At 72.8% G+C, this 12,985-nt stretch carries 14 protein-coding genes; 7 read left to right on the top strand and 7 right to left on the bottom strand.

From position 1 onward, the window contains the following. Positions 1–52: 52 nt before the first annotated feature. Positions 53–1,249 carry a bifunctional adenosylcobinamide kinase/adenosylcobinamide-phosphate guanylyltransferase gene (locus Q3Y56_RS08235; RefSeq protein WP_304461296.1) on the bottom strand — a complete coding sequence of 399 codons (1,197 nt, stop codon included), beginning with the start codon at positions 1,247–1,249 and terminating at the stop codon, positions 53–55. Positions 1,250–1,432: 183 nt separating this feature from the next. Here Q3Y56_RS08235 and Q3Y56_RS08230 point away from each other — a divergent pair, with 183 nt between their 5' ends. After that, positions 1,433–1,633 (top strand): hypothetical protein, encoded by a 201-nt coding sequence (locus tag Q3Y56_RS08230; RefSeq protein WP_304461295.1) that lies wholly within the window; start codon positions 1,433–1,435, stop codon positions 1,631–1,633. A 46-nt stretch (positions 1,634–1,679) separates the two neighbouring features. Here the strand turns inward: Q3Y56_RS08230 and Q3Y56_RS08225 are convergent, their stop codons facing one another. The 3 genes from Q3Y56_RS08225 to Q3Y56_RS08215 all read right to left on the bottom strand — a co-directional run bounded on the left by Q3Y56_RS08225 (position 1,680) and on the right by Q3Y56_RS08215 (position 4,445). Beyond that, entirely contained in the window at positions 1,680–2,786 is a 1,107-nt protein-coding gene (locus tag Q3Y56_RS08225) for a S1C family serine protease (RefSeq protein WP_304461294.1), read from the bottom strand. A gap of 154 nt (positions 2,787–2,940) precedes the next feature. Then, the gene (locus Q3Y56_RS08220; protein WP_304461293.1) at positions 2,941–3,651 is read right to left on the bottom strand and encodes a bifunctional 2-polyprenyl-6-hydroxyphenol methylase/3-demethylubiquinol 3-O-methyltransferase UbiG; all 711 of its coding nucleotides are present in this window, start codon (positions 3,649–3,651) and stop codon (positions 2,941–2,943) included. Between the two features lie 86 nt (positions 3,652–3,737). After that, positions 3,738–4,445 (bottom strand): DUF3043 domain-containing protein, encoded by a 708-nt coding sequence (locus tag Q3Y56_RS08215; protein ID WP_304461292.1) that lies wholly within the window; start codon positions 4,443–4,445, stop codon positions 3,738–3,740. A gap of 152 nt (positions 4,446–4,597) precedes the next feature. Here Q3Y56_RS08215 and Q3Y56_RS08210 point away from each other — a divergent pair, with 152 nt between their 5' ends. Genes Q3Y56_RS08210 through Q3Y56_RS08195 form a run of 4 tightly spaced genes read left to right on the top strand, consistent with a single transcriptional unit; the run spans position 4,598 to position 7,752 of the window. Next, positions 4,598–5,386 carry a PspA/IM30 family protein gene (locus Q3Y56_RS08210; RefSeq protein ID WP_304461291.1) on the top strand — a complete coding sequence of 263 codons (789 nt, stop codon included), beginning with the start codon at positions 4,598–4,600 and terminating at the stop codon, positions 5,384–5,386. A 38-nt stretch (positions 5,387–5,424) separates the two neighbouring features. Next, positions 5,425–5,703, top strand: coding sequence for a hypothetical protein (locus Q3Y56_RS08205; RefSeq protein WP_304461290.1), 279 nt, complete (start codon positions 5,425–5,427; stop codon positions 5,701–5,703). Between the two features lie 52 nt (positions 5,704–5,755). After that, the gene (locus Q3Y56_RS08200) at positions 5,756–7,078 is read left to right on the top strand and encodes a sensor histidine kinase (protein WP_304461289.1); all 1,323 of its coding nucleotides are present in this window, start codon (positions 5,756–5,758) and stop codon (positions 7,076–7,078) included. Continuing rightward, on the top strand, positions 7,075–7,752 hold the full coding sequence (locus Q3Y56_RS08195; RefSeq protein ID WP_304461288.1) for a response regulator transcription factor: 678 nt from the start codon (positions 7,075–7,077) through the stop codon (positions 7,750–7,752). Before Q3Y56_RS08200 ends, Q3Y56_RS08195 begins: the two co-directional genes overlap by 4 nt. A gap of 185 nt (positions 7,753–7,937) precedes the next feature. Here Q3Y56_RS08195 and nadA read toward each other — a convergent pair whose 3' ends face one another. After that, entirely contained in the window at positions 7,938–9,116 is a 1,179-nt protein-coding gene (gene nadA, locus Q3Y56_RS08190) for a quinolinate synthase NadA (RefSeq protein WP_304465515.1), read from the bottom strand. A gap of 269 nt (positions 9,117–9,385) precedes the next feature. On the opposite strand from nadA, the gene erpA reads away from it, so the two are divergent. Further along, complete coding sequence (gene erpA, locus Q3Y56_RS08185; RefSeq protein WP_304461287.1) at positions 9,386–9,742, top strand: iron-sulfur cluster insertion protein ErpA; 357 nt, start codon at positions 9,386–9,388, stop codon at positions 9,740–9,742. A 70-nt stretch (positions 9,743–9,812) separates the two neighbouring features. On the opposite strand, the gene Q3Y56_RS08180 is transcribed toward erpA, so the two are convergent. Further along, complete coding sequence (locus tag Q3Y56_RS08180) at positions 9,813–11,453, bottom strand: hypothetical protein (RefSeq protein ID WP_304461286.1); 1,641 nt, start codon at positions 11,451–11,453, stop codon at positions 9,813–9,815. Between the two features lie 121 nt (positions 11,454–11,574). Next, positions 11,575–11,787 (bottom strand): hypothetical protein, encoded by a 213-nt coding sequence (locus Q3Y56_RS08175; RefSeq protein ID WP_304461285.1) that lies wholly within the window; start codon positions 11,785–11,787, stop codon positions 11,575–11,577. Between the two features lie 178 nt (positions 11,788–11,965). On the opposite strand from Q3Y56_RS08175, the gene Q3Y56_RS08170 reads away from it, so the two are divergent. Further along, positions 11,966–12,940, top strand: coding sequence for a carbohydrate kinase family protein (locus tag Q3Y56_RS08170; protein WP_304461284.1), 975 nt, complete (start codon positions 11,966–11,968; stop codon positions 12,938–12,940). The last annotated feature ends 45 nt before the right edge of the window (positions 12,941–12,985 follow it).

Genomic DNA, 12,985 nt, shown 5'->3' with positions numbered 1-12,985 from the left:
CCCTGCCCCGGAGACCCCGGCCCCGGCCACCCACCCCGCGAAGGCGCCCGGGTCACCGCAGCCGCAGCGCCTGGCCCGCCACGACGAGCAGCACGTGCTCGCACTCCTCGGCGAACGCCGCGTTCAGGCGGCCCAGCTCGTCCCGGAACCGGCGGCCCGCGGCGGTCGCCGGGACCACTCCGGACCCCACCTCGTTGCTCACCGCCACCACCGTCCGCCCGGTGGCCCGCACCGCCGCCACCAGCTCGGCCACCCGCTCCCGCAGCGCCTGCTCCCCGGTCGCCGCCCACGTCGCGTCGTCCCACGCCCCGGCCGAGTCCATCGCGTCCGTCAGCCACAGCGCCAGGCAGTCGATCAGCAGCGGCGGCCCCTCCTCCGCGAGCAGCGGCGCCAGGTCGCAGGTCTCGGTCGTACGCCAGCTCCCCGGGCGGCGCTCACGGTGCAGGGCCACGCGCTCGGCCCACTCCCGGTCCCCGTCGCGGGTGCCGCCGGTGGCCACGTACAGCACCTCGGGGAAGGACTCCAGCCGCCGCTCCGCCTCCACCGACTTGCCGGACCGCGCGCCGCCCAGGACCAGCGTGCGGCGCGGCAGGTCCGGTACGTCGTGGTACTCGCCGACGGCGAGCGTCGTCCCGTCGGGGACCGCCCGAGCGCCCACCGCGGCCAGCCTGCGGTGCAGCTCGGGGCCGGGCGGCACGGTGTGGTCGAGGTGCACCGCGAGCACGTCGGTCGTGGCCGCGACCGCACCCGCCGCCCGCAGCCGGGCCAGCGCGTCGGGGCGGCCGATGACATCCAGCAGCACCATGTCGAAGGGCTGCTCCTGATCCGCCAGCCCCGCGGGCGCCGCGTTCGGCGGCAGATACAGCAGCCGGTCGCCGTCCGTGCCGGTGACCTCGTACCCGGTGCCCGGCGCGTCCAGGGCCACCGCCCGCACCCGGTGCCCGCTGATCAGCGACAGCTCGCGGCCGTCGGGCACCCGCCCCGGTGCGGGCAGCCCCGCCGGGTACTCGACCGGCGGGCCGTCGTGCGGGTGCGACAGCAGCACCTGCCGTACGCCGATCAGCGAGTGCCCGGCGCGCGCGGCGGCGAACGCCGGGCCCGGGGTGAGATCGAGCAGCAGCGCGCTGTCGACGAGCACGGCGGTCGACGCCCGCGCCTCGTCGCCGACGGCGGTGGCACAGGCCGCGCAGGGGCAGCCGTGGCGCGGCAGCCCGTCCGGGGCCCCGGTGCCGAGGAGAGTCAGTTCCACGCCCCGATCGTCTCGCGTCGGCGCGGAGCGGGCGCGCGGGGCCACCGCCGTATGGAGTCGGGCCCTGAGCCCGGTCCTGAGCCCGGCCCTGCCGGGAGTGGTGAAGGCCATCCCGTTCGGAGAGATCAGTCCCTTAGGCTGCGGGCAGACATCAAGGTGACCGGCGCGAACGAGGAGGCGGACATGGCATGGACGTGGCGGTTCGAGACGTCGGACGGGACGGAGACGGAGCCCGCGGTGCAGCCGGAGGAGTTCTCCACCCAGGGGGACGCCGAGTCCTGGATCGGGCAGGTCTGGAAGGAACTGCTCGACGGCGGCACGGACCAGGTGCGGCTCTTCGAGGACGGCAAGGAGGTCTACGGGCCGATGAGCCTGAACGCGTAGGCCGGACGCACGGACGCACGGACGCCGGACGGGGCAGAGCCTGCGGTCACAGTTCGCCCAGGGTGACGCGCGCCGTCCGGCTCCGGCCGTGCCGTTCGTACGTCACCGTGGCGCTGTCCCCCGGCTGATGGTCCGCCAGCGCCCTGGACAGGGACGTCATCGAGACGATCGGGGTGCCGTCCACGGCGGTGATGATGTCGCCCGTCGCGATGCCCGCGTCGGCCGCGGGTCCGTCGTCGGAGACCGAGACCACCGCGACCCCCGAGGGTTCGTAGTCGTCGCCCAGCACGGTCCGCGCGGTGATGCCGAGCGCGGCCTTCCCGGACGAGGTGACCTCGCCGTTCTTGATGATCTGGTCCGCGATGTGGGTGACCGTCGACGACGGGATCGCGAACCCGATCCCGGCCGCCGCGTCCCCCAGTTCCGGGTCGCGCGCGGCCAGCGTCGGCACCCCGATGACCTGGTCGTCCAGGTTGACCAGCGCGCCGCCGCTGTTGCCCGGGTTGATCGGCGCGGAGGTCTGCACCAGATCGCTCATCGGGGATCCGGTCCCGGTGCCGTCCTCCGCGCTCCCCGCGTCGACGGTGCGCCCCACCGCCGAGACGATGCCCTGCGTGACGCTGCTCGACAGGCCGAGAGGGCTGCCCATGGCGAGCACGATCTGCCCGACCTCGACCTTCGAGGAGTCCGCGAAGGCGGCGGGCTTCAACCCGCGTGGCACGCTGTCGAGTCTGATGACGGCCAGGTCCTGGGCGGGGTAGCTGGCGACCAGCTTCGCCGGGTGGCTGCCCCGGCCGGTGGCGAGGGTGACCTCGAACGTGTCGGCGTCGCCCACGACGTGGGCGTTGGTGACTATGTGGCCGCGGTGGTCGTAGACCACGCCGGAACCGAGGGTGTCCCCGGTGGTGATCTGCACGACCGACGGCAGGACGGCCACCACGGTCTTCCCGTACCCCTCCGGTCGCTCTCCGCCGTCCCCGGGGACGGCGCGAGAGTGGGCGGGCACCGACGCCGACTGCCGCCCGGCGGTGTCCGCGTCCGCCCGGCCGGTCCCGCCGTGGCCTCCTCCCCAGCCGCATCCGGCGAGCAGCACCGCGGCGCCCAGCACGGCGGTGGCGCGCGGTGGGAGTCCCCGAACGCGAGATCCGTCCATGAGCGCAGTGTCCCCGCGCCGCGGGAAGACGGCCATGGCTGTCGGCCGTACGGGTCCTTTGCCGCGCGGGGTCACACGCCGGGTCAGGGGCGGAGCCCCTGACCGAGGGAAGGGGCGGGGTGGGGAAAGCGCACCGCGAGCGCGCCGTGGGCGGTCAGCCGCCCCGTACGCCGCACAGATGCAGCAGCGCCGCCACCGCGCGGTACGGATCCGTGCGCGCGGCCCGTTCCTCCGCCGCCAGCAGCCGCGCCAGTTCCTCCGGCTCCGGCGGCACCGCGTCGTCGGGCGCCTGGTCGGTGAAGACCCGCACGCCGTACCAGGTGTCCAGCGGTGCCCCGACGCCGGTCAGGGTCGCGGTCAGGTCCGCCAGCCGGTCCGCCCGTACCCGCAGGCCGATGCGGTTGGTGTACGAGGGGGAGTCGAAGGCGGCCAGCGCCGTCTCCCAGTCGCCGGCCAGGCCCGGCCGCATCGCGAGCGCGTCGGCGTTCCGCACCAGCAGGGACAGCAGCCCGCCGGGGGCCAGCACCCGCGCCATCCCGGCCAGCATCGGGTCCGGCTCGGGCACGTACATCAGCACGCCGTGGCAGAGCACGACATCGAAGGCGCCGGGCGCGAAGTGCGCGCCGGTGTCCCGGCCGTCGCCCTCGATCAGCCGCACCCGCTCGCGGATGCCCTCCGGCTCGGCCGTCAGGGTCTCGCGCACCGACGCCAGCATCGCCGGATCCGACTCCAGGCCGGTCACCTCGTGACCGGCGCGGGCCAGCCGCAGCGCCTGGGTGCCCTGGCCGAGGCCGACGTCCAACACCCGCAGTCGCCGGCCCACCGGGAAGCGGGCGGCGATCCGCTCGTCGAGCTGGCGCGCCACCAGCTCCTGCCGGACGGTGTTCCGCAGGCCCCCGAGGCCCTTCAGCCAGCCGCTCGCGCCGCCGAGGAACCCCGACGGCTGTGCGCTCAGGGCCGCTCTCCGCGCTTGACCTGGGGCTTGGGCAGCCGCAGTCGGCGCATCTGGAGCGTACGCATCAGGGCGTACGGCACGGCGCCGCGCAGGTTCTCGTCGGGGAAGCGCTTGCGCAGGGCCCGCTTGAGCTGGAAGGCGAGGACGAAGGAGTTGATCACGATCAGGAGGATCACGAGCATCCACAGCAGCAGCACGTAGCTCTGCATGGCGCCCGCCTGGACCATGCTCAGGACCAGGATGACCACCGCGAGCGGCAGGAAGAACTCCGCGACCACGAACCGCGAGTCCACGAAGTCCCGCGCGAAGCGGCGGATCGGTCCCCTGTCCCGCACGGGCAGGTACCGCTCGTCGCCGCCGGCCAGCGCCTCGCGCTGACGGGCGAGATCGGCGCGCCGGGCCTCCCGCTGGCGCTTGGCGGCCTCCTTGCGGTTGGTCGGCGTCTGGGCCAGGCTGCGGCGCAGCGACTGGGCCTCGCTGCGCTTGGGCGTCGGGCGGCCCTTGGGCGCCTGCGGGTCACGGGTCTGCTGCGGCTGGTCCGCGGTCACCTTGGTGGGCGCGGCCTGCTCATCCTTGGAACGGCTTCGGAACACGAAACCCAAGGGTACGGGGTGCTGGGGTGTGGACCCCAGTCCCAGGGGGAACGATCCGGCAACGGCAGCGCGCCCCGCGCGGGGCCCGGTTCCGCCCGGAGGCCGTGTCATCCCTGCGCGGGAGGGGCCGCGGGATCGATCGTTCTGCAGGAGGAGCGCGGGGGACAGCGAACAGTGCGGTAATGGAACCAGGGCCCGTACGCTGGGGTCTGTAGCAGGAGTGTCGGAGTCTCTCGTCCGTCAGAAGGGGGCGCGCGAAGCCCATGAGCGGTGTCATGAAGCGTATGGGGATGATCTTCCGCGCGAAGGCCAACAAGGCCCTGGACCGGGCCGAGGATCCGCGCGAGACCCTTGACTACTCGTACCAGAAGCAGCTGGAACTGCTGCAGAAGGTGCGCCGCGGTGTCGCGGACGTGGCGACCTCCCGCAAGCGTCTGGAGCTCCAGCTCAACCAGTTGTCGAGCCAGTCCGCCAAGCTGGAGGACCAGGGCCGCAAGGCGCTCGCGCTGGGCCGGGAGGACCTGGCGCGCGAGGCGCTGTCGCGCCGTGCCTCGCTCCAGCAGCAGGCCGGTGACCTGGAGGTGCAGCACCAGACGCTCCAGGGCGAGGAGGAGAAGCTGACGCTGGCGGCGCAGCGGCTCCAGGCCAAGGTCGACGCCTTCCGCACGCGCAAGGAGACTCTCAAGGCCACCTACACCGCCGCCCAGGCGCAGACCCGTATCGGCGAGGCGTTCTCCGGTATCTCGGAGGAGATGGGCGACGTCGGCATGGCGATCCAGCGCGCCGAGGACAAGACCGCGCAGATGCAGGCGCGGGCGGGCGCGATCGACGAGCTGCTGGCCTCCGGCGCGCTCGACGACCAGAGCGGCGCGGCCAAGGACGACATCACCGCCGAGCTGGAGCGCATCTCCGGCGGCGCCGACGTGGAGCTGGAGCTCCAGCGGATGAAGGCAGAACTGGCGGGTGGCAGCGGCACCCAGCAGGCTATTGAGGGCGGGCGGTCGGACCGTACCGAGCAGCCGCAGGGGCAGCACAAGCTCGACAAGCAGTAGCCCGGTCCCTCGCGAAGCGAGATCCCCGAGGAGGAGTCGTGATCGTACGGATCATGGGGGAGGGGCAGCTGCGGCTGGCGGACAGCCACATGTCCGGGCTGAACAAGCTGGACGAGGAACTGCTCACCGAGGTCCAAAGCGGTGACGAGAGCGGCTTCCGGCGCACGCTCGCGGCACTCCTCGACGCCGTACGCAGCCTGGGCGAGCGCATCCCCGACGACTCCCTGGAGCCCTCGGAGCTGATCCTGCCCGCGCCCGACGCGACCCTCGAAGAGGTGAAGGAAATGCTCAGCGACGACGGACTCATCCCTGGCTGACCGTCCGCACGGCGCCCGGCGCGGTAGGAGGGGCCCCCTCAAGCGCTTACGGTTGGGTGCCGTGACCCCTCTCGCCGTAGGGCCGGGCCTGGCCCGCCCGTACCGCTGGCTGAGCGCCCACCCCCGCGCATTCGACTCCGCACTGGCCCTGGGCGTCTTCACGATGATCCTGGTCGGGACGCTCAGCAGCGCGCAGTACGTCAAGGTGCCTCCGATCGGTCCCGCCTTCCTGGTGGCGAGCTCGGTGGCATCCGGCTCGCTGGTGCTGCGGTCCCGCTTTCCGCGCGGCGTGCTCGCCGTCACCTCCGCCGTGACGATCGCCGAGATCGTGGCCACCGGGCGGGGTGACTCGCCGCGCAGCGCCATCGTGCTCAGCGTCGTCGTCGCGCTGTACACCGTCGCCTCGCGCACCGACCGGCCCACCACCTGGCGGATCGGTGCGGCCACCGTCGCGGTGATCACCGGCACGGGCATGGTCTTCGGGGTCGGCCCCTGGTACGCGCAGGAGAACCTCGGCATGTTCGCCTGGACCGGCATGGCCGCGGCCGTCGGCGACGCCGTGCGCAGCCGGCGCGCCTTCGTCGCGGCGATCGAGGAGCGCGCGGTGCGGGCGGAGCGGAGCCGTGAGGAGGAGGCCCGCCGCCGGGTGGCCGAGGAGCGGCTGCGGATCGCCCGCGACCTGCACGACGTGGTCGCGCACCACATCGCGCTGGTCAACGTGCAGGCCGGAGTCGCCTCCCATGTCATGGACAGCCGTCCGGACCAGGCCAAGCAGGCGCTGGCGCACGTTCGGGAGGCGAGCCGGTCGGCGCTGGACGAACTGCGCGCCACGGTCGGCCTGCTGCGGCAGTACGGGGACCCCGCGGCCCCGACCGAGCCCGCCCCCGGCCTCGGCGTCCTCGACCAGCTCGTCGACGGGTTCGTCCGGGCCGGGCTGCGGGTCGAGGTCGCCATGGAGCCGGCGGACGGGCCGGGCCCGCTGGCGGCGACGGTGGACCTCACCGCGTACCGCGTGGTGCAGGAAGCCCTGACCAACGTGCACAAGCACGCCGGGCCGCAGGCCAAGGCCGAGGTGCGGATCGTCCGCGCGCCGGGGTTGCTGGAGATCACGGTGGTGGACGACGGCGCCGGGACGACCGCCGACGCGGACGGGGATCCGGACGGTGCTCCGGACCGCGGCCCTGTCCGCGGCGCGGACTGCGGCGCGGGCTGCGGCGACCCGGTCGGCGGTGGCGGCGGGCACGGGCTGATCGGGATGTGCGAGCGGATCGCCGCGCTGCGCGGCGACTGCGAAGCGGGACCCCGGCCGGAGGGCGGCTTCCGGGTGCGGGCGAGACTTCCGTTGCAGGTCCGCACGGGAGGGGACGACAGATGACGATCAAGGTGTTGCTCGCCGACGACCAGGCGCTGCTGCGCAGCGCGTTCCGGGTGTTGGTCGACTCCGAGCCGGACATGGAGGTGGTGGGGGAGGCGTCCGACGGCGCCGAGGCCGTGGCGCTCGCCCGCGCGCAGGGCGCCGATGTCGTCCTGATGGACATCCGCATGCCGGGTACGGACGGGCTCACCGCGACCCGCATGATCAGCGAGGACCCGGAGATGGCCGGGGTGCGGGTGGTGATGCTGACGACGTTCGAGGTCGACGAGTACGTGGTGGAGTCGCTGCGCGCGGGCGCCAGCGGCTTCCTGGGCAAGGGCGCCGAACCGCAGGAACTGCTGTCCGCGATCCGGGTGGCGGCGGGCGGCGAGGCGCTGCTGTCCCCGGCCGCGACGAAGGGGCTCATCGCCCGGTTCCTGGCCCAGGGCGGCGGCGAACGGCTCAGCGACTACGACGCGGACCGCCTGGACGCCCTGACGGTACGGGAGCGCGAGGTGCTGGTCCAGGTCGCAGGCGGCCTGTCGAACGACGAGATCGCCGAACGCCTGGCGGTCAGCCCGCTCACGGTCAAGACGCACGTGAACCGCGCGATGGCCAAACTGGGCGCCCGCGACCGGGCGCAGCTGGTGGTCATCTCGTACGAGACGGGCCTGGTCCACCCGAGAACCCCCTGACGCCGCTCCGGCCAGACTTCTCCGGGACGACCGGCGCCGTCCGGCGGGGGCCGAGCCCCGCGTGGGGGGTCCGGCCGCACGCTGCGCGCGCTCGCGCGGCCGCGCGCCGGCCCGGGGGACGACGCGACGGAGCCCGGGCCGTACCTTGCGGTGCGGTCCCGGGCTCCCCGTTCGAACAGCGCTGCCTACGGCAGCATGAGCATCCGCTCCAGCGCCAGCTTCGCGAAGCTCTCCGTCTCGTTGTCGACCTGGATGCGGTTGACGACCTTGCCCGCCGCCAGCGACTCCAGCGCCCACACCAGGTGCGGGAGGTCGATCCGGTTCATCGTGGAGCAGAAGCAGACCGTCTTGTCGAGGAAGACGATCTCCTTGCCCTGGTCGGCGAAACGGTTCGCCAGGCGCCGCACCAGGTTGAGCTCCGTACCGATGGCCCACTTCGAGCCGGCAGGCGCCGCCTCCAGCGTCTTGATGATGTACTCCGTGGAGCCGACGTAGTCCGCCGCCGCCACGACCTCGTGCTTGCACTCCGGGTGCACCAGCACGTTGACGCCCGGGATGCGCTCCCGTACGTCATTGACGGAGTCCAGCGAGAAGCGGCCGTGCACCGAGCAGTGGCCGCGCCACAGGATCATCTTCGCGGCGCGCACCTCCTCGGCGGTCAGCCCGCCGTTCGGCTTGTGCGGGTTGTAGACGACGCAGTCGTCCAGCGACATCCCCATGTCGCGTACGGCCGTGTTGCGGCCCAGGTGCTGGTCGGGCAGGAAGAGCACCTTCTCGCCCTGCTCGAACGCCCAGTCCAGCGCCCGCTTGGCGTTGGACGAGGTACAGATCGTGCCGCCGTGCTTGCCGGTGAAGGCCTTGATGTCGGCGGAGGAGTTCATGTACGAGACCGGGACCGTCACCTCGGCGATCCCGGCCTCGGTCAGCACGTCCCAGCACTCGGCGACCTGCTCGGCGGTGGCCATGTCCGCCATCGAGCAGCCCGCGGCCAGGTCGGGCAGGATCACCTGCTGGTCGTCGCCGGTGAGGATGTCCGCCGACTCGGCCATGAAGTGCACACCGCAGAAGACGATGTACTCGGCGTCCGGCCGGGCCGCCGCGTCGCGGGCGAGCTTGAAGGAGTCGCCGGTGACGTCGGCGAACTCGATGACCTCGTCCCGCTGGTAGTGGTGGCCGAGGACGAAGACCCTGTCCCCGAGCTTCGCCTTGGCCGCGCGGGCCCGCTCCACCAGGTCCGGGTCGGAGGGCGCCGGCAGATCGCCGGGGCACTCCACGCCTCGCTCGCTCCGCGGATCGGCCTCGCGGCCCAGGAGGAGCAGGGCCAGCGGAGACGGCTGGACGTCCAGGGGCTGGGCGGTGGTCACGGGCACGCACCCTTCTTTCTTCGTCTACTGGAACCTTTGACCGGCAGGTCATCAGGCTTGTCGTCAAAATGACGCTATATATCATAACCGCTTCGCGTCACGTTGACGATGGCCCTCGCGTCAATGTGACGCATTACGGGTGCGCGGCACGGTATGCGAGCATGAGGAGCACAGAGCGGCGAGAGAAATCGCCGGGACCCGGAATGAATCCGGGACGCCGACGGTTCCAGCTGACGGCAAGCAGTCCGTACAACCCGGGAGAGAAGCAGATGTCCGTTCAGGACGAGAAGACCAGCGTGAGCGACGGCATCATCCTGTCGGACGCCGCCGCGGCGAAGGTCAAGAGCCTGCTGGAGCAGGAGGGTCGCGATGACCTCGCGCTGCGCGTCGCCGTCCAGCCCGGAGGCTGCTCCGGCCTGCGCTACCAGCTCTTCTTCGACGAGCGCTCGCTCGATGGCGACGTGGTGAAGGACTTCGACGGCGTCAAGGTCGTCACCGACCGGATGAGCGCTCCGTACCTGGGCGGTGCCTCCATCGACTTCGTCGACACCATCGAGAAGCAGGGCTTCACGATCGACAACCCGAACGCCACGGGCTCCTGCGCCTGCGGCGACTCCTTCAGCTGAGTCGTCTCGGCACACAGCGGTGAGGCGGTGGTCCCGGCCGGGATCACCGCCTCCGTCGTTCCGGAGCCTGTTACCGCTCGGGCACGGCCCTGCCGCTGACCGCGTCCACGACCTGCCGGTCGCCCAGCGGCTTGTCGAGCGCCACCTTCACGTCCTGGCCCATCGCCATCGCGATGCAGGGGCGGCCGGGCTTGTTCCACTTGCCGGTGATCTTGACCTTCACCGTGGAGGGCGACTCGTCGGCGGTGGCGGTGTACGTGCTGCACACTCCGCCCGAGAACCGCAGCGTCAGGGTCTTCCCCTTGGCGGTGTAGGCCTGGGCGCGCTCGATGTCCAGCTCGCCGGGCTTGCCCGGCTCCACCGGGTGGCCGGGCCGGGACCCCGGAGGGGCGTCACCGGGAGCCTTCCGCTGGTGCTTCGACTGGTCGGCGATGTACTTCGGGGCGATGGCCGGGTAGGTCGTCACCGTCTGCGCCTGCCGCCCCTCGGTGCCGGGCGGCTGCACGGTGAAGATCCACGACGGCACCAGCGCCTGCCGCCCGTCCACGTAGTACGCCGCCAGCCCGAACACCGACGTCACGATCTTCGACGGCCGGGGCTTCTGCGCGGACCCGGAGAACGAGGTGGGCGCGGGCTCGCAGGGCCTCGCGGTGTCGATGGCCGCGCCCTGCTCCGTCGCGTCGGTCCGGTCCTTGTGCGGAACCGGCGTCGCGCAGTCGCCGGGCTCAGCCGGGACCCGCCACTCGCGTGCCGGCGTGTTCAACTGCTTGATCGCCTCGCCCGCGCCGATGAGCGGATAGTCGGCGGTCTTCTTCGGAACGGACAGCATCCCCTTGCCGCCGACCAGCTGCCCGGCGGCGTCGATCTCCAGCTCCGTCTGCCAGCCGTACGTGGGCAGTCCGTCCAGCACCGGGGACGCGCTGACCGTCCGCAGCGCCCCGTACACGTGCCGCGCGTCCAGCTTCGCGTCGTCCAGCCCGAGGGTGTTGAGCACCGGCGCGGCCGCCCGCTTCGCCGCCTTCTCCGACACGGCCTCGCTGCCGCCCTTCGGCGGCTGGGGCCCGTCCCGGAAGGTGGGGCAGCCCTCGCGGCCCTTCCCGGGAGCCGACCCGCCCGGCTCCGACGAACTCACGCTGTCATCGGGCGCGTCGGTGGCGGGCCGCTCCACACACGGCTTCCCGCCCGGAGCGCCGTAGCGGGTATACGCCCAGCCGCCCGGTCCCTTGGCGCTGACCTCCAGCAGCGGGCTCATCGCGTCCGGCGTGCCGCCGACCTTCCACACGCCGTGGTCCAGGCGCGGTGCGCCGGACACGTCCAGCGCCTTGGCCAGCCGCGCCACCTCGTCCTTGGTGACCTTGCCGGGCGTCAGGTACGCGGGCGTCGCATCCGGGGTGTCCGGCAGCTTCTCCGGGGCCTGGTAGCGGTTGCCGTACGGGTTGTGCTCGCCGACCGCGATGCCCTCATGGCCGCCCTGCCGCTTCCCGCCGTAGCCGTCCAAGGCCAGCGGCTCGGGCGAACCGCCCTGGGAGGCGCCGTCCGAACCGCCGCCGTCGCCCGCCGCTGCCGCCCAGTACGCTCCGCCGCCCCCGGCGAGCAGCACCGCGGCGGCCACCGAGGCGATCGCCAGCGGCGAGCGCCGCCGCCGCGCCGTGGTCTCGCCGTCGCCGTCGTTGTCGGGGGTCTGCGGGGTGTCCTCGGTGCTGGTGCTCACCGCTCACTCCTTCGTGCTCCGCGATTGATCCCGGTTCGTCCCTCTGTGTGGGGGGACGCCCATGGGACGGAGCGGAGGCGCAAGCGGTTCCCCCGTCCGAAGAGTGGACGTGACGGCGCCCTCAGTCGCCGTAGTCGGACATGCCGTCCAGAAGGTGCGCGGAGGAGGCCGGAACCCGGACCCCGTGGATACGCGAGGGGGAGACGGGGGCCGGGGCGGGCGCTACGGTAGCCGCCCAGTGCGGCGCCATGTGGGCGCAGTCGCGGCGCAGCTGGGCCAGGGACTCGGGCTCCGTGGCGCGCGAGGTGGCGGCGGGGGAGTCGTGCTTCGGCATGGAAGCTCCCGTTCCGGGGGGCCGCGCGGACGCCGGCCCGTACATCGGCACCGTACGCACCGTCCGCTGGGCGGCAAAAGCCCTACTATCGGGTAGTTTCCGCTGTTCGAAGGGGGCGGGTGAACCCGGTAGCGTGAAGCGTCCGTTTTCGCCCTCCGCCCGCAGGAGCAGACCCGCCGTGCGTATCGCAGTCACCGGCTCCATCGCCACCGACCATCTGATGACCTTCCCCGGCCGCTTCGCCGATCAGTTGGTCGCCGACCAGCTGCATACGGTCTCCCTCTCCTTCCTCGTCGACACCCTCGACGTCCGCCGGGGCGGCGTCGCCCCGAACATCTGCTTCGGCATGGGAGTCCTCGGCCTGCGGCCGGTCCTCGTCGGCGCGGCGGGGTCGGACTTCGCCGAGTACCGCGCCTGGCTGGACCGGCACGGGGTCGACACCGCCTCGGTCCGGATCTCCGAGGTCCTGCACACCGCCCGCTTCGTGTGCACCACGGACACCGACCACAACCAGATCGCGTCCTTCTACACCGGCGCGATGAGCGAGGCCCGCCAGATCGAGCTGCAGCCCGTCGCCGACCGGGTCGGCGGCCTCGACCTGGTCCTCATCGGCGCGGACGACCCGGAGGCGATGGTCCGGCACACCGAGGAGTGCCGCGCCCGCGGCATCCCGTTCGCCGCCGACCCCTCCCAGCAGCTGGCCCGGATGGACGGCGACGACATCCGCATCCTCATCGAGGGCGCCTCCTACCTGTTCACCAACGAGTACGAGAAGGCGCTCGTCGAGACCAAGACCGGCTGGACCTCCGAGGAGATCCTCGGCAAGGTCGGCACGCGCGTCACCACCCTCGGCGCGCAGGGCGTGCGGATCGAGCGCTCCGGTGAGGAGCCCATCGTCGTCGGCACCCCGGAGGAGGAGGCCAAGGTCGACCCGACCGGCGTGGGCGACGCGTTCCGCGCGGGCTTCCTCGCCGGCCTGTCCTGGGGGCTGCCCCTGGAGCGGTCCGCGGAGGTGGGCTGCATGCTCGCCACCCTGGTGATCGAGACGCTGGGCACGCAGGAGTACGAGCTGCGGCGCGGCCACTTCATGGAGCGGTTCGCCAAGGCGTACGGGTCGGAGGCCGCCGCCGACGTCCAGGTCCACCTGGCCTGACCGTCCTTGCTGCCTTCCCCGGTCGCACGGTCCCTTGGCGACCGG

Origin of the sequence: Streptomyces sp. XD-27, from assembly GCF_030553055.1 — a bacterium.
In the GTDB taxonomy this organism is placed as follows: Bacteria; Actinomycetota; Actinomycetes; order Streptomycetales; family Streptomycetaceae; genus Streptomyces.
This window is presented reverse-complemented; position numbering and strand designations above follow the sequence as displayed.

Bases quoted from the DNA above. Each gene is read 5' to 3' on its own strand.
- Q3Y56_RS08230 (WP_304461295.1), top strand. From the start codon at position 1,433: ATGGCATGGACGTGGCGGTTCGAGACGTCGGACGGGACGGAGACGGAG.
- Q3Y56_RS08225 (WP_304461294.1), bottom strand. From the start codon at position 2,786: ATGGACGGATCTCGCGTTCGGGGACTCCCACCGCGCGCCACCGCCGTG.
- Q3Y56_RS08215 (WP_304461292.1), bottom strand. From the start codon at position 4,445: ATGACACGGCCTCCGGGCGGAACCGGGCCCCGCGCGGGGCGCGCTGCC.
- Q3Y56_RS08210 (WP_304461291.1), top strand. From the start codon at position 4,598: ATGAGCGGTGTCATGAAGCGTATGGGGATGATCTTCCGCGCGAAGGCC.
- Q3Y56_RS08195 (WP_304461288.1), top strand. From the start codon at position 7,075: ATGACGATCAAGGTGTTGCTCGCCGACGACCAGGCGCTGCTGCGCAGC.
- erpA (WP_304461287.1), top strand. From the start codon at position 9,386: ATGTCCGTTCAGGACGAGAAGACCAGCGTGAGCGACGGCATCATCCTG.
- Q3Y56_RS08175 (WP_304461285.1), bottom strand. From the start codon at position 11,787: ATGCCGAAGCACGACTCCCCCGCCGCCACCTCGCGCGCCACGGAGCCC.